This is a genomic window from Rossellomorea vietnamensis (genome assembly GCF_008180615.1).
Classification (GTDB): domain Bacteria; phylum Bacillota; class Bacilli; order Bacillales; family Bacillaceae_B; genus Rossellomorea; species Rossellomorea vietnamensis_D.
Map to the genome: position 1 here is coordinate 43,367 of NZ_VTEH01000023.1, position 20,516 is coordinate 63,882.

A 20,516-nucleotide genomic window follows, 5' to 3' on the forward strand; every position below is an offset into this window, starting at 1 on the left:
TATATAATCATTTTCAAGAAAAGAGGATCCAAAGTCAATAAATTCATTCCAAAAAAAGTTGCGGTAATTTGTGTGAGAAATTCCAAGGTGATTGTTAAATTCTCTGGTTTACAAATGTGCCTGTAAAAACTGCTATCAAGTCCTTCTCCCTTAGTGGACAGTCAGGCATACTATAGACATAAAATGACAATGTCAGAATTTTTTTTAGTTTTTTTTGTAGATAAATGTTTAAGGAGAAGAAGAAGCGGGGTAGAAGAAGAAGCAGAAGTAATTTGTAAGTTTATTGTAATATTTATCAAGTTTAGGGGGAGTAACAAATGAAGAAAAGAAGTTTAGCTATGCTTCTTTCTCTTGTTCTGCTGATGTCAGGCTTTTTAGCCGGCTGCGGTAACGATGAGGGAGCAAGTGCAAATGTCACGGAAGACGGTAAAAAGGTTGTAGATTTCTGGACGTTTTGGGGTTCTGAAACCAGAAAGCCTATGATAGAGAAAATTATTAAGGACTTTAACGAATCTCAAGACGAGATTGTTGTTAAACATACATATCTGCCTTGGGGCGATATTTGGACAAAAAACCTTGCTTCCATTGCAGCGGGAGATCCAGCTGATGTCATTATCAATGATATCAACTCGGTTGCACAGCGGGCAGAAAATGAGCAGGTTGAAGACTTAAGCGAATATTTTGGGGAAGATTTTAAGGAACAATATTATCCACATCTATGGGATACGGTTGAATATGAAGGAAAGCCGTATGCAGTGCCTTTCAATACAGATACCCGCATGCTTTTCTACAATAAAGAAGCGTTCAAGGATGCTGGATTGGATCCTGAACAGCCGCCGAAAACCTGGAAAGAGCTTGAAGAATATGCACAAAAGCTGGATGTTAAAGACGGTGACCGCTACGAGCGCGTGGGCTTTTACCCGCTGTGGGGAAGCATCGGAGCAAATTCCTGGATGGTCAACGCCGATGAAGGCCAAAAGTTAGTTGAAGACGGAGAAGTATTTATCAACACGCCAAGAAAAGTAGAGGCGGTTGAATGGATCAAGAGCTGGAAAGACAGAATCGGAGATAAAACCGTTCAAAGCTTCCAGGCTGAATTTGGAAGCGAGCAGTCCAATCCTTTCATCAGCGGCAAAGTAGCTATGTGGGTCAATGTTGGTAACTTCTATACGCAGATTAAAGAATTCGGACAGGATATGGACTTTGGTGTAGCACCTGTTCCGGCTTTTGACGAAGACAGCAAGCCATGGAGTGATGGAGGCGGGTTTGTTGCCGAAATTCCTAAAGGTGCTGACAATCCTGAAGCAGCAGCTGAGTTCATTAAATATTTAACAGGGGAAGAAGCCCAAAAGTATTGGGCAAAGCAGAACTTTGATAATGTAGCAAATATTGCTGCAGCGGAACAAGCAGCCGAAGAGTTAGAAGGAAAAGATAAAGAAATTTATCAGGCGACTATTGATAATCTTGAATTCACTCAACTTCATCCAATGCCGGTTGAATACCCTGATTATCAGAATCTCCTGAATCCAAAGGTCGATGAGTTCATGATGGGCTCGCTTGAAGCAGAAGAAGCACTAAAATCTGCTCAGGAATCAGTAGAGAAAGTGAAGAGGTAAATGCCATCCAGAGAGAAGGGTTTCCTTCTCTCTTTTGGTCAATAAAAAACTTTTTCATTTTTGTCATGCTCCAGCACTCGGGTTAATAAAAAGGGGGGTATTCCTATGAAGGGGTCCAACGCAGAAGTAATTTCAGACACTACTGAATCCGGCAGGTCAACCGGCCTTCACTCTGGAAATGTCAAGTTAAAAAGAAAAAACGAAGCAGCCGGAATCAGAGCAGTTGATAAGCCTGTGAAGAAGAAAAAAATTATTAACAAAAAAACAAAGGATAACCTATTTGGTTATTTGTTCATCAGTCCATGGCTGCTGGGATTCTTTGGGTTGACACTGGGACCGATGATATTTTCATTGGCAGCAAGTTTTACGGACTATAATATCACTTCCAAAATGAATTTTATTGGTTTGGATAACTATAAAAAGATGTTCACAATCGATGAGATGTTTATGACATCTCTTTGGAACACACTTTATTTTGTTCTTTTTTCAGTTCCGGCAACAACCGCAGGAGCCATTCTCCTGGCGGCCCTGTTGAATCAGAAAGTCAGAGGGATGAAATTTTTCAGGACGATCTTTTATCTGCCATCCATTCTTTCCGGAGTAGCTGTCTACTTCCTCTGGATGCAGCTTCTGAGTCCAAGCACAGGAATGATCAATACATTCCTTGCCTGGTTTGGTGTAGACGGACCGGCATGGCTGTTTGATCCAGAATGGACCAAGCCTTCCCTTATTATTATGAAGCTCTGGAGCGTTGGGGGAGGAATGCTTCTTTATCTGGCAGTGCTTCAAGGGGTATCTAAAGAAATGTATGAAGCGGCAGAACTAGATGGTGCTAATATTTTTCATAAGTTTTTCTATATTACTCTGCCGATGATAACGCCAATCATTTTCTTTGATATTGTTACAAGTACGATTGGTTCGTTCCAAATATTCCAGGAAGCTTATGTCATGACGGATAATGGCAGCGGAGGCCCTGCGAATTCATTGTTATTCTACAACCTGCATATGTGGAATAATGCATTTGAAATTTTCGATATGGGTTATGCAACGGCCATGGCCTGGTTCTTATTCGTTATCGTCCTTTTCTTAACCTTCATCAACCTGAAGCTTGGGAAGAAATGGGTTTATTATGAAGGAGGGGACAAAAAGTAATGGAAAATACAGAAAAACTTAAATTTCATCAATCCAAAAAATTCAGGGAAAAAGCGCATAAATGGTTCATTCTCTTTATTTTAATAGCGGGGAGCGTTGTCATTCTTTCTCCGCTGTGGTGGATGATTTCAACGTCACTGAAAACACCTCAGGAAATTGCTCAGTATCCGCCGACATTCATTCCGGAGACGTTTCAGTTTTCAAACTATGTAAAAGCATGGCAGACTGCACCTTTTACGAGATGGACGCTTAATACATTGATGGTTGCTACAATAGGTACAATTGGAAGTGTATTTATTAACTCACTGGTCGCTTACGCATTTGCCAAAATTCCTTTTAAAGGCAGGAACGTATTATTCGTACTGGTTTTATCTACTATGCTTATTCCAGGATTTGTAACGATGGTGCCGCAGTATATTCTGTTTTCAAAGCTTGGCTGGATTAATTCCTATCTTCCTTTGATTGTTCCCTCTTTCCTGGGAAGTGCTTTTTTTATCTTCCTGCTTAGACAGTTTTCACTTACCATTCCCAATGAGCTGCTTGATGCGGCTGTATTGGATGGAGCGAATCATATTCAAATTTGGTGGCATATCATGGTGCCGCTGACAAAGCCGGCATTGATAACCGTTGCGATCTTCTCCTTTAATGGAGCATGGAATGACCTGCTCGGACCGCTTCTATATCTTAATGATGAAAGCATGTACACCCTCCAGATAGGGCTGCAGACCTTCAAAGGACAGATGCAGACGCAGTGGCACTATCTGATGTCCATGTCCGTCATGGTGCTGGCACCGGTGGTATTGTTATTCTTCTTTTTCCAAAAGCACTTTATCGAAGGATCCAATATTTCGGGCGGAATTAAATAATAATAGAGCGAAAAGAAGAAGCTGTCCGCAGCTTCTTCTTTTTGTTTGATGACTTTACTGCTTTAAAGCGTGAAGAGGGACAGTCCCTCTTCACGCTTTAAAGCAGTAAAGTGTTGCTTATACAATCCTGTTTCCTATAGAATTGTAGCTACATAACCTTAAGGTGTTTATTGGAGAGAGTGAATGCATGGAAAAACAAATGGAGATTAAATATGACATCATGGAGGTTTGCCTTCTTGCCGGGAAAATTATGCTGCAGAGCGGGGCGGAAACCTACAGGGTGGAAGATACAATGATGAGGATCGCCGCCTCTTTCGGAATAAAAGAGTCCCACAGCTACGTTACGCCAACGGGAATCATTTTTTCGATTGAAACTTCAGAACCGACGAAAACAAAGCTGATCCGGATTTCAGAGAGAACGACAGACTTAAAGAAGGTAACTGTAGTAAATAGCATTTCCAGAAGAATCAGCAGCGGGGAACTTTCGATAGACAGGGCCTATGAGCTATTGGAAGAGGCCGATGCTGCTACGATGCCGTTTCCTTTTTATATTCAGATTCTGGCGGCTGCCATTGCCAGCGGTTGCTTTCTGATTATGTTCCAAGGAAGCTGGCATGATTTCCTTCCGGCAGTAGTAACAGGTGGGATAGGGTTTTTGAGTCTGATTTACTTTCACAAAGTAGTACCGATTAAATTTTTTGCCGAGTTTCTCGCTTCTTTTACAATTGGGATGCTTTCGTTCGGATTCATTTGGAGCGGAGTCGGTTTTGAGCTCGACAAAATCATTATTGGTTCGGTCATGCCTCTTGTCCCAGGGCTTCTCATTACTAATGCAGTAAGAGATTTGATGGCGGGGCATCTGGTTTCCGGATTGTCAAAAGGTGCTGAGGCATTTCTGACGGCTTTTGCCATAGGTTCTGGAATTGCGATAGTTTTTACGTTCGTGTAAACAGTGTTTTATGACGGGCAGGAGTAATATTATCAGTCGATACCCCTTCAGAATCACGGTCCGTGGTTCATGACAGGACTCTGACCCTTCGAGAGGTATTAAGTAATAGGAGATGATCGGCAAAGTGTATATAATAGAACAAATTATCACAAGCTTCATTGCTTCAGCGGCTTTTGGCATTATTTTTAATGCGCCGAGGGAGTCTTTGATTAAGTGCGGAAGTGTGGGGATGTTCGGCTGGATCGTTTATATCGTGATGACAATGAACGAGGTCGATATTGTCCTTGCTACTGTAACCGCGTCATTTCTGGTCGCTGTTCTAAGCCAAATTTATTCTAAAATTTATCGAACACCCATCATTATATTCAGTGTGGCTGGAATCATCCCATTGGTTCCGGGCGGGATGGCTTATGATGCGATGAGGAATTTTGTGCAGAATGATTATAACTCGGCAATAAATTTAGCTGCAAAAGCTTTTATGATCTCGGGTTCGATTGCTATTGGTCTTGTCTTTTCAGAAGTGATCAACCAGGTTATTAGAAAACGGAAATTAAGCACGTTAAAGAGCTGAGGCTTAGGAGTGAAGGATTTGGAAAAGGAAACTCTTACAATTTTTAATAATGAAGGAATAGCAATTGGAACGGCTCCGCGTCATGAGGTTCACCAAAAGGGGTACTGGCACGAAACGTTTCATTGCTGGTTTATTGAAAGAAAAGAAGGCATCTGTTATCTCTATTTTCAACTGCGCAGCCCCCAAAAGAAAGATTACCCCAATCTGCTTGATATCACCGCAGCGGGCCATATCTTATCTCATGAAACATTTGAGGAAGGAATCAGGGAAGTAAGGGAAGAGACAGGGATAGAGGTATCTTTTGCAAATTTGGTTCCCGTGGGGATCATTCCGTATGAGGTTACTACAGAGAACTTTATTGATAGAGAAAGAGCCCGCCTTTTCTTATATGAGTTTACAGGATCGATGGAGGACTTCTCTGTAGAGGAAGAGGAGGTATCCGGTATTTTCCGGGCAGAGTTTGCCCAATTTGAAAAGTTGATAGATGGCGGGATAGAGTACATCCATTTAGAAGGGTTCCAGATTACCTTAGATGGAAAGAAAGAAAAGAAAGAGTTAATTGCTCAAAAGAAAGACTTTGTGCCCCATGAAAACTCCTATTACCAGGCAGTGCTCGAGAACATCCGCAATTATATAGAAAGATAGAAATATGTTTAAGACCGTCCATCACTTGGCGGTCTTTCTTACGATTAGAAAAGTATCAAATTATAGATTTGAAAATATGGCAGGGTTCCTTAAGCCGCCTGCAGCGCCAAAGGATTTGTATCCACTTGGCTAAATTTAGCCCTTCGTATCACCATATAAATCTGGAAGGGAAACGCGGCTACCGCAATCGAAGCAGCCTCCTCATCATACATATCTCCAAGAATATCCGCCCCTCCAGACCGAAACGGCCTCCTCATCATACATATCTCCAAGAAAATCCGCCCCTCCCGACCGAAGCAGCCTCAACATCATACATATCTCAACGAAAATCCGCCCCTCCTGACCGAAGCGGCCTCAGCATCATACATATCTCCAAGAAAATCGGCCTCTCCCGACCGAAGCAGCCTCCTCATCATACATATCTTCAAGAAAATTTGCCCCTCCTGACCGAAGCGGCCTCAGCATCATACATATCTCCACAAGAATCGGCCCCTCCCGACCGAAGCAGTCTCCTCATCATACATATCTCCAAGAAAATCCGCCCCTTCTCCTTCCTGGAAAACATTTACCTGCCGGGGCTAAAAGAGTCGCTTGCGCTTTTTCATGCTGCACTATAAAACTGGCTGACAAAGTACAGGCTATCAACGCTGCTGTTCTAAAATAGGGAGCTTAAGGGTTTATTAATCAAACGTTTGTTTAATACCCATTCATGAAAACTTCCCAACCTGTACATAGATTGTTAATAATTTCGTAATATTTTCCCTTTAAGATGAAATCAAGCACCAAGAGAAAGCGATACAACAACGTAAAACTTTTAATGAATCAGCTGATAAATAGCTTTTACCTATAGAGGAGGAAATAGAATGTTTGAACAAAACAATCAAAATAATAATGAAGAAGTTCAGCATACAGTTTCACCACAGCCCGAAGCAGAGCAGCCTGTAACAGAAGAAAGATATAGATATGAAAAACAGAATCGAAAATCAAAAGGAAGAGGATTTCTTTCTACTGTGGGTGCAGGTGTCATCGGTTCTGTCCTTACACTGAGTGTCCTGCCGCAAACAGATTATTATCAAAATCTTGCTCAGGACAGCATTCAGAATGCAGCAGGAATCTCGCAGCAGGCGGAAACCTCCCAAACAGCAGGTATCAATGCTGTTAATGTCTCAACCGGAGGGGATATCGCTAACATTGTAGAAGACGCATCAAAGGCGATCGTAGGCATTGTTAACTATCAGGAGCAAAGCAACCGATATACTGGAGTCTCTCAGGAAGCCAAGGCTGGGACCGGGTCAGGAGTCCTCTTCAAAAAAGAAGGTGATTTTGCTTATATCATCACAAATAATCATGTCATTGAAGATGCCTCAAACATAGAAGTGTCTCTGCATGATGGCGAAAAGACAAAAGCAGAGCTGATCGGCGCGGATCCGTTGACAGATCTAGCTGTCTTGAAAGTTGATGGCAAGTATGCAGATAACCTGCTTGAAGTCGGAGATACCAGTGAACTTCGTGCCGGTGAACAAGTTATCGCAATAGGAAATCCATTAGGTCTTGATTTATCGAGAACCGTAACACAAGGAATCATCAGTGCGGTGGACCGTACGATAGCAGTACCAACCTCTGCCGGTGAGTCCGAATTAAATGTCATTCAGACAGATGCAGCTATCAATCCTGGCAATAGCGGCGGTGCTTTAATCAACAGCAAGGGTGAATTGGTCGGAATTAACAGCTTGAAGATCTCAACTTCAGGAGTAGAAGGTCTCGGGTTCGCCATCCCAAGTAAAGAGTTCATGCCTATTGTCAACGAAATCATTAAAACAGGTAAAGTGGAGCGCCCTTATATCGGGATTGGAATGACGAGTCTGTCGGATGTTCCAAGGAACTACTTGGAGGAGCTTCCGGATGCAGTAAGTGCCGGGGTGATTGTGGCAAATATCGACGATACGTCAGCGGCAGCAAAAGCCGGAATTCAAGCTGGAGATGTCATTACTGAATTAAATGGACAACCAGTTGAAACACCAGCAGATTTAAGAAGGCAGTTGTATTCTGATCTTAAAGTAGGCGATAGGGCAGATATGACAATCTACCGCGGTGCAGAAAAGATGTCCATCAGTTTGACTCTTACAAGCAATAGCATGATGATTAACTAATCTAACATAAACTTCTTGGTGCTTGGGATAATACCTGCCAGGCCCCTCTTATAAAAAGGCTCTTTTCGTAAATTTTGCTGCTATTTAATAAAGAAAGAAAAGAGCTAGCCCCTCTGATTAGAGATGTTTCTGAAAGCAAAAATTCATACGAAAACAGCCTATAAAAAAGGAGAGCGGTATCGTGGATAAAAAGAACAATCATAGTAAATTACTAGGTTTAATAGGCAGTGTGGTCGTCGTCAGTCTAATTATAACCGGGTTTATTTTTTCAAAAGGGGAAGTAGTAGCAAAAGTGGGGAACAATTCTATAAGCAAAGATGACTTGTACACGATGATGGTGGATCAATACGGCGAAGCTGCATTAGACACACTAATTGCCAATAAAATCGTTGAATTAGAAAGCGATGAAAAAGATATAAAAGTGAAAGATAGTGAAATAGAAGCTGAATTAGAGACGCTCAAAAGCTCATATGAAAACGATGAAGCGTTCAACGAGGCTTTAACCTCCAGCGGTGCAAGTATGGAGAGTGTGAAAGAAAACATCCGATCTTATTTATTAACTGAAAAGTTGCTGAATGACAGAGTGACTATTACGGATGACCAAATCAAAGAATACTTTGAAGCCAACAAGGAAACTTTTGCGCAGCAGGAGCAAGTCCAGGCAAGCCACATCCTGGTGGAAGATGAAGCTGCAGCAAAAGAGGTAAAGAAAAAGCTGGACGATGGAGGAGATTTTGCCCAATTGGCCAAAGAATACTCTACGGATAGTTCCAATGCTGAATCAGGAGGAGAACTTGGTTTCTTTAGCAAAGGAGACATGGTTGCCGAATTCGAAGAGAAGGCTTTTTCAATGAAGACAGATGAAATAAGTGATCCCGTCAAAACGGAGTTCGGTTACCATATCATTAAAATAACGGACAAGAAAGACGCGAAGGAAGCGGTACTTGAAGACCATCAAGAAGAAGTCAAAAATATTCTCTTTGACCAGGCACTTCAAACAGAATATCCAGCTTGGCTGCAGGAACAAAAGGAAGAATATAAAATAGAAAACCTCCTTAAAAGTTAAGAAACCGGCAGCGGATTGTTCATAATTTAGCAATAACTTTTGGAAATACTAACACTGCAGAGCACTATATCCCTTTCTGCGGTGTTTTTACATATCAGGATTAGAGCTTCTAGCAAAAATATAAGGAGGAAAAAAATGAACAAGAAAAAAACACTCATGTATGTAATGGCAGGTGCATTAACCATAGGTATCCTTGGGGGGATTCCTGTTTTCGCAGCTGAAGAGGGCAACGCTCAATTAAACAAGGAAGTGTCAGCGGATGAACCGGTATTTGGCGGCCATGGGAAATTTCACTACAGGGAAGAACAGTTAAAAGAGAAAGCGAAAGAACTTGGCATCGACCCAGAGGCTAAAGATACAAGGGAACTAGCGAAAGAAATCATGGAAGCAGAATTGAAGAAAAAAGCAGACGAATTAGGAATTGATACTGATGGCAAGGATTCCCGTGCACTCATGGAAGAATTTCATAGAGTCCAACTTGAAGCAAAAGCAAAGGAACTTGGAATATCACCGGAAGGAAAAGAGCAGGAGGAACTGGCACAAGAAGTCAGGGAAACGCTAGTAAAGCAAAAGGCGAAAGAGTTAGGCATCGAAACTGACGGCAAGGATCTTGAAAAGCTTGCCCAAGAGGTCAGAGAAGCCGCTCTGGTCAAAGCAGCGAAAGAGCTGGGGATCGAAACCGAGGGTAAAGACCACAAAGAGCTTAAACATGAAGTGATGGATGCTTCAATCATGAAAGCAGCAAAAGAATTGGGCATCAGTACTGAGGGGAAATCACTAAAAGAGATCATGAAAGAAATCATGACTGATCATAGAGAAGAAGCAAAGAAATTGGATATTTTCCCGTTCAATAAGGAGGAAGGCTTCTTATTCCATGCAGGTAAAAGAGGCCATCATGGACATGGCCATGGAAAAGGCCATCACGAAAAAGGTATTGAACAACACTGAGGAATCAGATTAATTGTAGGTGATATATTGTAAGGCTGTAATGAAACAGGAAATCCCCGCATCTCTGCGGGGTTTTTCCCTTTGTTAAAGGGGAAATCAATAGAAGAAGAGGTAGAAAAGGGCTATAATTTAAATACTAGAGCTTGTAGAGGAAAGGGACGATAGGGATGGACGTTCTGGTAGTAGAAGACAATGAAAGTGTCACCTCGATGCTGGAAATGTTTTTTATAAAAGAAGGCATTCAAGGGGAATTTGTTCATGACGGAGTACAAGGTTACCAACGGTACACGGAAGGCAGATGGGACCTCGTGATATTGGACTGGATGCTTCCGGGCATGGACGGTGTGGCCATTTGCCGGAAAATCAGGGAAGGCGGCGGAAAAGTTCCGATCATCATGCTGACGGCGAAGGACAGTGAATCAGATCAAGTTCTGGGACTGGAACTTGGGGCGGACGATTATGTCACAAAACCATTTTCGCCGCTTGCACTGATGGCAAGGATCAGGGCAGTGACAAGGCGTTATGAAACTGACCAGAATTCCTCTCCAGGCAAAAAGGATATATCAACAGCGGACTTTCAAATCAGCAAAGAAACCCGTGAAGTTCTTCTGAAAGGAGTTCCACTTACAAACCTGACTCCAAAAGAGTTTGATCTGCTCTATTATCTTTCGCAGCATCCCCGGCAGGTGTTTTCCAGAGAACAGCTGCTCGAGCGGGTGTGGGGCTATGATTTCTATGGAGATGAAAGGACAGTGGATGTCCATATCAAGCGGCTTCGCAATAAGGTAGGCAGCAAGGAACAGCCCTATCTCCATACGGTATGGGGAGTAGGCTACAAATTTGATGAAACAGCGGTTTCTGATGAAAATTAGATATCTTTATCAGCTTCTGCTCAGCCATACGAGTGTTCTGATCATTGCCTTGTTAATTTTGGGGACCCTATTTTCACATTATGTTGAAGACTTAGTCTACCAAAATAAGGTGGAGGAACTGAGCTCCTATGGGGAAAAGATTTTGTCAGATCTGGAAAGGCCAAGCCCGCGAAGGCCGCAATACCTTGAGGAATACAGCAACTTGCTTCAAGCCAGGGATATAGACTTGATTACCTTCAATCAGGAAGGAGTAGTATCCTTTTCGCGGGGAAACATCTATCCTCGTATTGAGTTAAGCGAGGAAGAGTGGCAGATGATTGAACACGGCGAGGCCGTTCCCCTGAAAAAGGATTTTGGCCGATTTAATCAAGCAGTATCGCTGGTCATAATGCCACGGATTATCAATGAAACACTGACCGGCGGCTTGATCCTCATATCGCCAATCAGTGGAACAAGGGAAATGCTGAGTGAAATCAATGAATATATGCTATATATCGTTCTCATCTCTCTAGCCATTACATTTTTGCTGAGTTTATTCTTATCGAAGCTGCATGTAAAAAGGATACAGCGGATACGGGAAGCGACTTCCCTTGTTTCCGCGGGAAATTATAATGTTCACGTTCCAAGTTCGAACTTCGATGAAATCGGTGACCTCGCAGATGACTTCAACAATATGGTCATGAAGTTGAAGGTATCTAAAGAAGAAATAGACAGCCTCGAAAACCGCAGAAGGCAGTTCATGGCGGATGTCTCACACGAACTGAGAACTCCGCTGACGACCATCCGCGGAGTCATGGAGGGCATCCGGAACGACATGATTCCCGAAGAGCAAAAAGAGAAAAGCTTCGGGCTTGTCAGCCAGGAAACACGCAGACTGATCAGACTTGTTAATGAAAACCTGGATTACGAAAAAATCCGCTCCAACCAAATCAGCATCAATAAAGTAAGTCTTCCACTGCTGGATGTGTTTGAAGTTATTAAGGAACAGCTGGATTTACAGGCAGAAGAAAAACAAAATGAAATTCATATCGAAGCGGATGCAGATGTTAAAGTGCAGGCAGACTATGACCGCTTCATTCAAATCCTGATCAACATCACGAAAAACAGTATTCAATTTACCAATGGAGGGTCCATATGGCTCAGAGGACGTTCATCCTCAGGGGAAACAATCATTGAGATTGAAGATACAGGGATGGGTATGGATCCCGAAGAAATACAGTCCATTTGGCGGAGATTCTATAAAGCAGATTTATCGCGAACCAATAATCCGTACGGTGAATTCGGTCTCGGCCTTTCGATTGTAGAGCAGCTGGTGCTCATGCACAAAGGTACTATTGATGTATTCAGTGAAAAAGGAAAGGGTACTAAGTTTGTCATTAGAATGCCGGTGGAAACAGAAGAAGGCTGATCAGTGTAACGGGTTCAATTTTGAAGTACAAACTTCAAATTAGCCAAAGAAAGGGTAGATGGTAGAGTGATTTCCACTTCAGATGCGTGACTCCGCGGGGCGTGCGGTGAAGCAAAAGCGGAAGAGGCCGTTCAGCGACGTACAGATTTTAGGGCTCTCGCATGAGATAAAGGAATCACGAAGAGCGAAGCGATTCGATGATGACTTATCGCAAGGAGAGAGACCGAAATCTGCTAGTCGCTGGCCGCTGGAGCTGGATGAGCCTCCTCGGCTTCGCCTGTGGGGTCTCACCTGTCACGCTAGTCCCGCAGGAGGTCACGCACCTTCCGTTCCAATCGAATCATTGCTGGAGTTTTTATAATTAACAACTCTCCTTCCTATTAATAGTAGGATTGTAAGTGTATAGGAAATTGAGTCAAAAATTTTGAAGAACAAAAAGTTCTGTCATTTGCTATTTAGGGTAGGGTGCATTTTGTTTAACCAATTGAACAGATCTACCAGTAAGAATACTACTAAATCAAATCAAAGGAGTGTCAAAATCAACGCGATTTGACACTCCTTTTGATGTGTAATAGTTAATTTTGTACTCGAAAACAGAACCCGTTGTGATCAGCCTTCTTTTTCGTTTAAGGGTGTATTTTTCACAGCAAAGACTTTGGTTTTATAATCTTACATCGCTGAGTTCCAGCGGCTCAAGTGCGTTGGTTTCGTCTATATAGATGAACGCGTCGTATCTCTCAGACATGATCGACGGTACATAGTTGCCGTACTGCTCATATTGAGGGCGGTATACAACCCCGATCGCTCTGTGGCCTAGCGGCGAGTGGAACAGCTTTCTATTGTCATCATTGAAAAACAATAGTTGATTGTAATTGCCAGCTTGGTGCATTGCGTCCTCCCAGCTTCCCCTTCGAGCGGGTGGAACTTCCATCTTCTCAAAATTCACTCCCCATTCTTCTGAGGCGATGACGGTACCGCGATGCGTGCCAAACCCGACAATATATACATCTTCCTTAGGATTCTGTTCGCGGACGATCTGTCCGACATTGGTCATTCCGGCCTCCATCATATCGGTTGCCCGAGCATCCCCAACATGTGTGTTATGTTCCCAAACAATCACTTTGGCCTCTTCACCGTAGAATTTCATAACGGCGTTCAAAGCTTCTACCATATGTTCATCCCTGATATTCCAAGATTGCTCATCATTTGTCACCATTGCCCTGTAATAATGTTCGGCATTTGCTGCCACCATTGCATTTACTTCCAGGTTCAGCTCCTGCTCGTGACTTCCTGCGAAGTCCTTTTTGTTTGCCCTGATTGTGGAGAGCAGCCCGACAATTTCCTCAGTACAATCCTCACCAAGATAGCCGGCGGAAACCGCATACTCCTGTGGTTCTTTATTAAAAGGTTCGAAACAGGAGAACGCTTTCTTTGCTTTTTCCAGATCGGGTGAATTTGTTTTCTCTAGGTAGCGGATGACTTCCTCCATTGACTCCCAAAGGCTGTAAACATCTATTCCGTAAAAACCGGCTTTCTGTTTAGAAGCTGTCTTGGCATTATGCTCTTTCAGCCAGGAAATCAATTCGACTACCTCTTCATTGGCCCACATCCATGTCGGCCAGCGTTTGAAGGACTGGAGGACATCCCGGGGATTGGCTGTTTTGTCATTTCCTTTAATATACTTGTTTACGTTTTGTGAGGCAGGCCAATCTCCTTCCACTGCAATAATATTGAATCCTTTTTCCTCGATCAGCCGTTTAGAGAGCTCTGTTCTGATTTTATAATATTCCGATGTCCCATGAGAGGCTTCCCCCAGAAGGACGATCCGTGAATCCCCAATCTCTTGGATAACCTTGTCGAGATCCTGTTCGGACTTATAAGCCTTTGAATGTTCCCGTATTGATTGAATAACAGTTTCATTCATTTTAAAACCTCCATAACTTAATTGTATTTTGCGTCATAGCTGTTTTCCCCTGCATGCATCGAAAACAGTGTTGCTGCGTAACCGACCAGCCTGTTCACCAGTTCATCGCCAACCGCATAGACAAGATGGTGCCTCTCCTGTCTGTGCAATTGGGGATCATCCAGGATAACGGTGGTATTCACAAAAACCTCCTTGTTCCCAAGAAGATCATAGTGGATGATCACTTTCCCGGCAGCTCCGCCTGTTCTGGGATCTTGAAAGTCTGCGAGAAACACAAACCATTCTTCCGCGCTGGGGGAGCGGAAGTTTTTGGTGAAGGTCATTCTGCTGATCTGTCTGTCAATCTCTGAACGTTCGTTTTCATCGAGTAAATCATATTGAGGATTTTCCATATTTCCTAACCGCCCTCTTTGAATATTGATACCTCTATAGTGCCCAAACAAAAGAAGTCTATAGTATGTAATGTAATTAGGCTAAAGTCAGGAGCAGTAAACGGAATATGTGGAAATGATATCTTTGTAGATGTTTCAAGGTCTTGTTCATCACCATTTTATCTTAGGATTATCAGTCTGAAAGAAGGGAAAACACAGCTTAAAAGGAGGTCTTTCTATGGATTGGACGTCATTGGGTTTGGCTGTCTTCCTTGCACTGGTCCACTTGTCTGCAAGGAGGATGGCGTTTTTGGAATCGATTCCGAGGAGCAAATTTCTTTCCATTGCCGGAGGGGTTTCCGTTGCTTATGTTTTTATTCATATACTTCCTGAATTAAAGGAACACCAGGAATCAATTGCGGAATCGGCTGCTCTGATTTCATATCTCGAGCACCATGCCTATTTAATTGCGATGCTGGGACTGGTCGTTTTTTATGGACTGGAAAAGGCAGTCCAGGATTCAAAAAAGCTGAATACTGAACAGGAAGATAAGCCTGCACGTTCAGCATTTTGGGTTCATATCAGCTCTTTTTTTATTTACAACGGCTTAATAGGATATCTTCTTGTACACAGGGAGGATGAAGGACTGGTCAACTTGTTTTTATACGGCGCTGCAATGGCTCTTCACTTTGTCGTGGTCGATTTTGGTCTGCGTGAGCACCATAAGGACCGGTATGATCGAGAGGGGCGCTGGGTCCTTGCTGCAGCAATCGTGATTGGCTGGGCAGTCGGTATTTTAACAGAAATTCCTGAAGCGCTGCTGGCACTGTTGTTCGCGTTCCTATCCGGAAGTATCATTCTAAACGTATTAAAAGAAGAGATTCCAGAAGAACGCAAAAGCAGTTTTTGGGCATTTACTGCCGGCGGGATTGCCTATGTCATTTTGCTGTTGGGGGTTGGATAAGAAAAGATGTTCCAAAATGGTTATATTTCCACGTGTAAAAGTTTAAATGATGAGTGCCGATTCGCGTAGAGCAGGCACTCATTTTTTTAGTATCAGGGTTTTAAAGAAGAACGGTCTTTTGACTTTATGATGAAATAATCATTCTTCGCTTCAGCGCTTTAACGCACAAAGAGGGACTGTCCCTTTTCGTGCGTTAAAGGACTAAATAAAATTCAAACTATTTTTAAAAATAGAGAAAAGCCTTTATAATAAATAGGATAAAATACGGATTCCGAAATAATAGAGTGCATCCAGGATTATGGGGGAACACAGATGAAGAAAATGTTTTCTTTTTTGAAGAATTACCGCCTGGCAATGGGAATTGCCTGGGCATTGATGCTGATTGAATTGTCGGTAGAGCTGATGCTCCCATTGTTTATGGCGAAGATCATCGATGAAGGTATCCTGCCAAAGGACATGGGGGCTGTCTGGTATTGGGGCGGCATTATGTCTGCTTTGGCACTGACGGCTTTTGCCGCAGGGGTGACGAATTCCTTTTTTGCTTCCCATGTGAGCCAGGGGGCCGGCTATGATATCAGGAAAAGTGTGTATGAGAAGATCCAGAACTTCTCCTTCGCAAACTTCAGCAAGTTTCCGTCTTCATCATTGATCACCAGGTTGACTAATGATGTTACGCAGCTGCAAAATTCTATTTTTACTGCCCTAAGGATCATGATGAGGGCACCGCTTCTCGTCATTGGGGGAACCATCATGGCGCTGGTTGTCGATGTGAAGCTGGGGCTCATCCTGCTGCTTGTCATACCGTTTATTCTGGTCTTCCTCCTGTGGGTACTTAACAGCGGGTGGACGATGTTCAGGTTTGTACAGCAGAAGCTTGACTCCGTAAACGATGTTATCCAGGAAAATCTAAGAGGCATGAGGATCATCAAGGCCCTTCTTAGGGGAAATCATGAAAACAACCGATTCATCCAGGCAAATAAGACGCTGATGAAAAAAACTGTGAGCGCCTTGAGACTTATGGAAACGATTATGCCTGTGCTGTTCATCGTTATGAATGGGAGCATCCTTTTCATTCTCTGGATGGGAAATATAGAAGTGGCAAACGGCGATGCCGCAGTCGGTGACGTCGTGGCGATTGTCAACTATGCTACAAGAATCACAGGAGCTTTTTCTGTCTTTGCCTTCATTATCATGAGCTTCTCAAGAGCAAGGGCTTCTGCGGGCAGGATTGAGGAAGTGCTCGACACTGACATAGATCTGGTTGATTCGGAAGACAGTGATCCCAAGCTCGCTGTTCAAAAAGGGAAAATTGAGTTTAAAGGAGTATCCTTCCATTACCCGGGCACGAAGACCGATGTACTTGATGAAATCAATCTGAAGGTGGAACAGGGAGAAATCATTTCAATTCTTGGTGCGACTGGATCGGGAAAAACTTCCCTGTTTCAGCTGATTCCCAGGCTGTATGAAGCCACAGGAGGAGAAATTTTGATTGATAATGTGCCGGTAGAAAAATACAAGCTGGAGAACCTGAGGAAGAGTATCGGATTTGTTCCACAGGAAGCACTTCTGTTTTCAGGAAGCATAAAAGAAAATATAGCATGGGGCAAGGCAGATGCGTCCATGGAGGAAATCGTGGAAGCGGCCAGGTCAGCGCAAATCCATGATTTAATCGAAGGGCTTCCCGGCGGATATGATACTGTCCTCGGGCAAAAAGGAGTCAACCTTTCAGGAGGGCAGAAGCAGCGGCTTTCGATAGCCCGGGCACTGGTGAGGAAACCGAAGATCCTGATTCTCGACGATAGTACGAGTGCGCTGGACTTAAAGACAGAGTCCAAGCTGATCCAGGCAATCGGCGGTTATTCCTGCACCATTCTAATTGTGACCCAGAAGATTAGTACGGCTATCCAGTCGGATAAAATTTTTCTGATTGAAGAAGGAAAGGTCATTGCCGAAGGAAGTCATGAAAAATTACTAAATGAGTCCCAGCTTTACGGCAAAATTTTTCAATCTCAATTTGGAGAGGAGAACCTCGAGCATGCCAAGGCACTACAGTAAGGAACCGAAAAACAAACCAAAAATTAAAAACTGGAAAAGTACAGTTGGACGGATTTGGCGTTATCTCTCCAAAGAAAAAGGGTTATTGGGCCTTGTCATCCTGATGGTCGTGATTAGTTCCGCTTTGGGGCTGCTCGGACCATTCCTGGTTGGTATGGCAATTGATGATTTTATCGTTACGCGTGATGCAAGCGGGCTGATGCAGCTCATCCTTGGCTTGATCGTCGTCTATATCGTCTATTCTACTGCGATGTGGCTGCAGGCCTATTGGATGATCGGGATTGCCCAAAACACAGTGTTTCGAATGAGAACGGAGCTTTTTGAACAATTGCACAAGCTGCCGATCCCATTCTTTGACCGCAGGCAGCATGGAGAGCTGATGAGCAGAGTCACAAATGACATGGAAAATGTGAGCTCGACACTCAACAGCTCAGTGATCCAGATTTTTTCCAGTATCCTTACGCTGGTTGGTACTGTCGGGGTCATGCTTTGGCTGAGCCCGCTTCTGACCCTTATCACCATGCTCATCATCCCGGCCATGTTCCTCGGACTTAAATGGATTACGAACAGAACCGGAAAGCTCTTCAAAGAGACGCAGAAAAATCTTGGAGATCTCAATGGCTACATAGAGGAAACGGTTTCCGGGCAGCGGATCATCAAGACGTTTTCTCAAGAAGAAAAGGTCATGGATGATTTTCTTGTGAAAAGTGACAGGTTAAAAACTTCTGCATACTGGGCGTCAACCTATTCAGGCTTCATTCCTAAATTGATGAATATGCTGAATAACCTCAGCTTTGCCGTCATTGCGGGAGTGGGGGGCATCCTTGCTGTCCAAGGTGTCATCACTATCGGGGTCATTGTCATCTTTACAGAATATGCCCGCCAGTTCACAAGGCCATTGAACGACTTGGCAAACCAGTTCAACACCCTGTTATCAGCCGTCGCTGGTGCAGAGAGAGTTTTTGAGATTCTTGATGAGGAAAAAGAAGAGAAGGATGAAGGCGCCGCAGTTTCTGTTGAGGAAATCTCTGGTGAAATCGAGTTTTCCCATGTCACCTTCTCCTATGATAAAAAAACAAAGACAGTCGAGGATATCTCCTTTAAAGCCGATCCTGGCCAGACCATTGCACTCGTAGGGCCGACCGGGGCTGGAAAAACGACCATCACCAACATTCTTTCCAGGTTCTATGATCATGACGAAGGCACCATCACCATAGACGGAAAGAATCTTCTTGATATCAAAAGGGAGAGCCTCCGGAAAAATATGGGGTTTGTGCTGCAGGATTCCTTTCTTTTCCAGGGAACCATCAGGGAGAATATCCGCTACGGAAGATTGGATGCCAGTGACTCTGAAGTGGAAAGAGCAGCACGGGAAGCGAATGCCCATTCATTTATCATGAAACTGCCTGACCAGTACGATACCATCCTCTCCCATGATGGAGGCGGGATAAGCCAGGGGCAGAAACAGCTGCTTTCAATTGCAAGGGCGATTCTATCAGACCCGTCTCTGCTGATTCTCGACGAAGCGACGAGCAGTATCGATACCGTCACTGAGGTGAAAATCCAAGAGGCGCTTCAGCGGTTGATGGAAGGCAGAACAAGCATCGTGATTGCCCACCGTCTTAACACCATTCAATCGGCCGATCAGATACTTGTGCTGCAAAGCGGAAGAATCACAGAAAGAGGTTCACATGAAGAACTGCTGCAGCAAAAAGGCTTCTATTATGAACTGTATAACAGCCAGCTGAGGGAAATCAGCTGAAAAAGAAAACAGGATGTTCAGCGTTTTAGCTGGGTATCCTGTTTTTTTGTGGGGTGGATGGAACTTGATATGTGTGTGGGGATTTGGGAGGTTTGTTATGGTGAGATTCATAAAGATTTCGTGTAGAGACCAGTTGGGAGAGAAACAGAGTATGAAGTGGTCTCAAGAATGCATGTAGAGACCAGTTGGAGAAGAACCCGAGTATGAAGTGGTCTCAAGAGAGCATGTAGAGACCAGTTGGGAGAGAACCCGAGTATGAAGTGTTCTCAAGAATGGATGTAGAGACCAGTTTGGAGAGAACCCGAGTATGAAGTGGTCTCAAGAATGCATATAGAGACCAGTTGGGAGAGAACCCGAGTATGAAGTGTTCTCAAGAAAGGATGTAGAGACCAGTTTGGAGAGAACCTGAGTATGAAGTGGTCTCAAGAATGCGTGTAGAGACCAGTTGGGAGAGAACCCGAGTATGAAGTGGTCGTAAGAATGCGTGTAAAGACCACTTGAAGAAGAAACCGAGTGTTAAGTGGTCTTAAGATCCCGCTTCAAAACCACTTCATCCGGAAAACAACCCCAGCGGTCTTACCCGCAGCGCCTTTAGAAAACTCTTCACCCTCAATTGACGACTTTTGTTTTCGAGTACAAAATTAACAATTACACATCAAAAGGACGGTCAAATTGCATTGATTTTGACACTCCTTTTTTCTTGATTTAACGTGGCTCTTGCTGGGAAATCTGTTCAATTGGTAATACAAAATGAATCCTAAATAGCAAATGACAGAACTTTTTGTTCTTAAAAATTTGTGGTGCAATTTCCTATACACTTTCAATCCCAATATTAACGTAAAGGAGAGTATTAACATAAAAAAGCTAGTAATGATTTGATTGGAACGGAAGGTGCGTGACCTCCTGCGGGACTAGCGTGACAGGTGAGACCCACTGGCTTTGCGTAGGTTCCAAAATAAGTAAATAGAGCGGGAGAAGTTATAGACAAACACAAAAAAAGCTCCTATTGTAGATGTATTGACTGTTTGTTCCCAAAAACAAACTATCTACAAAAGGAGCACAAAACCTCTATTATGTTAGCTCAAAAAACAGTCATTAGTCAATGTTTATCTTTATTACCAACAAAGCATTTAGCTTGTCCTCTTATGAACTACGATATGAAAAAGCTTACTAACGAACAATTGGTCAAGCTTTTCA

Annotated in this window: 17 protein-coding genes; 14 read left to right on the forward strand and 3 right to left on the reverse strand. The window is 43.4% G+C overall.

Annotated elements, in window-relative coordinates:
- Nucleotides 1-317 precede the first annotated feature (317 nt).
- The 6 genes from FZC79_RS20790 to FZC79_RS20815 all read left to right on the forward strand — a co-directional run bounded on the left by FZC79_RS20790 (nucleotide 318) and on the right by FZC79_RS20815 (nucleotide 5,799).
- Nucleotides 318-1,616 carry an ABC transporter substrate-binding protein gene (locus tag FZC79_RS20790; protein ID WP_148948590.1) on the forward strand — a complete coding sequence of 433 codons (1,299 nt, stop codon included), beginning with the start codon at nucleotides 318-320 and terminating at the stop codon, nucleotides 1,614-1,616.
- A 105-nt stretch (nucleotides 1,617-1,721) separates the two neighbouring features.
- Nucleotides 1,722-2,768, forward strand: a complete 1,047-nt coding sequence (locus FZC79_RS20795; RefSeq protein ID WP_148948591.1) for a carbohydrate ABC transporter permease — start codon at nucleotides 1,722-1,724, stop codon at nucleotides 2,766-2,768.
- Nucleotides 2,768-3,634 (forward strand): carbohydrate ABC transporter permease, encoded by an 867-nt coding sequence (locus FZC79_RS20800; protein ID WP_148948592.1) that lies wholly within the window; start codon nucleotides 2,768-2,770, stop codon nucleotides 3,632-3,634. The genes FZC79_RS20795 and FZC79_RS20800 overlap by 1 nt, the downstream gene beginning before the upstream one ends.
- A gap of 187 nt (nucleotides 3,635-3,821) precedes the next feature.
- Nucleotides 3,822-4,583 carry a threonine/serine exporter family protein gene (locus tag FZC79_RS20805; protein WP_148948593.1) on the forward strand — a complete coding sequence of 254 codons (762 nt, stop codon included), beginning with the start codon at nucleotides 3,822-3,824 and terminating at the stop codon, nucleotides 4,581-4,583.
- A 124-nt stretch (nucleotides 4,584-4,707) separates the two neighbouring features.
- Nucleotides 4,708-5,154 carry a threonine/serine exporter family protein gene (locus FZC79_RS20810; RefSeq protein WP_148948594.1) on the forward strand — a complete coding sequence of 149 codons (447 nt, stop codon included), beginning with the start codon at nucleotides 4,708-4,710 and terminating at the stop codon, nucleotides 5,152-5,154.
- A gap of 18 nt (nucleotides 5,155-5,172) precedes the next feature.
- Entirely contained in the window at nucleotides 5,173-5,799 is a 627-nt protein-coding gene (locus FZC79_RS20815) for an NUDIX hydrolase (RefSeq protein ID WP_148948595.1), read from the forward strand.
- 89 nt (nucleotides 5,800-5,888) lie between these two features.
- Here FZC79_RS20815 and FZC79_RS20820 read toward each other — a convergent pair whose 3' ends face one another.
- Nucleotides 5,889-6,071: a hypothetical protein gene (locus FZC79_RS20820; protein ID WP_148948596.1), complete on the reverse strand. Its 183-nt coding sequence runs from the start codon at nucleotides 6,069-6,071 to the stop codon at nucleotides 5,889-5,891.
- 591 nt (nucleotides 6,072-6,662) lie between these two features.
- On the opposite strand from FZC79_RS20820, the gene FZC79_RS20825 reads away from it, so the two are divergent.
- The 5 genes from FZC79_RS20825 (at nucleotide 6,663) to FZC79_RS20845 (ending at nucleotide 12,243) form a co-directional block, all read left to right on the forward strand.
- Nucleotides 6,663-7,949 (forward strand): S1C family serine protease, encoded by a 1,287-nt coding sequence (locus FZC79_RS20825; RefSeq protein ID WP_148948597.1) that lies wholly within the window; start codon nucleotides 6,663-6,665, stop codon nucleotides 7,947-7,949.
- Nucleotides 7,950-8,130: 181 nt separating this feature from the next.
- Complete coding sequence (locus FZC79_RS20830) at nucleotides 8,131-9,015, forward strand: foldase protein PrsA (protein ID WP_252183421.1); 885 nt, start codon at nucleotides 8,131-8,133, stop codon at nucleotides 9,013-9,015.
- Nucleotides 9,016-9,150: 135 nt separating this feature from the next.
- Nucleotides 9,151-9,963, forward strand: a complete 813-nt coding sequence (locus FZC79_RS20835; protein WP_148948599.1) for a hypothetical protein — start codon at nucleotides 9,151-9,153, stop codon at nucleotides 9,961-9,963.
- Nucleotides 9,964-10,130: 167 nt separating this feature from the next.
- The gene (locus FZC79_RS20840) at nucleotides 10,131-10,835 is read left to right on the forward strand and encodes a response regulator transcription factor (protein ID WP_148948600.1); all 705 of its coding nucleotides are present in this window, start codon (nucleotides 10,131-10,133) and stop codon (nucleotides 10,833-10,835) included.
- On the forward strand, nucleotides 10,825-12,243 hold the full coding sequence (locus FZC79_RS20845; protein WP_148948601.1) for a sensor histidine kinase: 1,419 nt from the start codon (nucleotides 10,825-10,827) through the stop codon (nucleotides 12,241-12,243). The genes FZC79_RS20840 and FZC79_RS20845 overlap by 11 nt, the downstream gene beginning before the upstream one ends.
- Before the next feature lie 661 nt (nucleotides 12,244-12,904).
- Here the strand turns inward: FZC79_RS20845 and FZC79_RS20850 are convergent.
- Nucleotides 12,905-14,167, reverse strand: a complete 1,263-nt coding sequence (locus tag FZC79_RS20850; RefSeq protein ID WP_148948602.1) for an erythromycin esterase family protein — start codon at nucleotides 14,165-14,167, stop codon at nucleotides 12,905-12,907.
- A 17-nt stretch (nucleotides 14,168-14,184) separates the two neighbouring features.
- Complete coding sequence (locus tag FZC79_RS20855) at nucleotides 14,185-14,559, reverse strand: hypothetical protein (RefSeq protein WP_148948603.1); 375 nt, start codon at nucleotides 14,557-14,559, stop codon at nucleotides 14,185-14,187.
- 217 nt (nucleotides 14,560-14,776) lie between these two features.
- Here FZC79_RS20855 and FZC79_RS20860 point away from each other — a divergent pair, with 217 nt between their 5' ends.
- The 3 genes from FZC79_RS20860 to FZC79_RS20870 all read left to right on the forward strand — a co-directional run bounded on the left by FZC79_RS20860 (nucleotide 14,777) and on the right by FZC79_RS20870 (nucleotide 19,319).
- A complete protein-coding gene (locus FZC79_RS20860) occupies nucleotides 14,777-15,502 on the forward strand; it encodes a hypothetical protein (RefSeq protein ID WP_148948604.1) in 726 nt (241 codons plus the stop codon).
- A 312-nt stretch (nucleotides 15,503-15,814) separates the two neighbouring features.
- On the forward strand, nucleotides 15,815-17,557 hold the full coding sequence (locus tag FZC79_RS20865) for an ABC transporter ATP-binding protein (protein WP_148948605.1): 1,743 nt from the start codon (nucleotides 15,815-15,817) through the stop codon (nucleotides 17,555-17,557).
- Nucleotides 17,538-19,319 (forward strand): ABC transporter ATP-binding protein, encoded by a 1,782-nt coding sequence (locus FZC79_RS20870; RefSeq protein WP_148948606.1) that lies wholly within the window; start codon nucleotides 17,538-17,540, stop codon nucleotides 19,317-19,319. Before FZC79_RS20865 ends, FZC79_RS20870 begins: the two co-directional genes overlap by 20 nt.
- Nucleotides 19,320-20,516 lie beyond the last annotated feature (1,197 nt).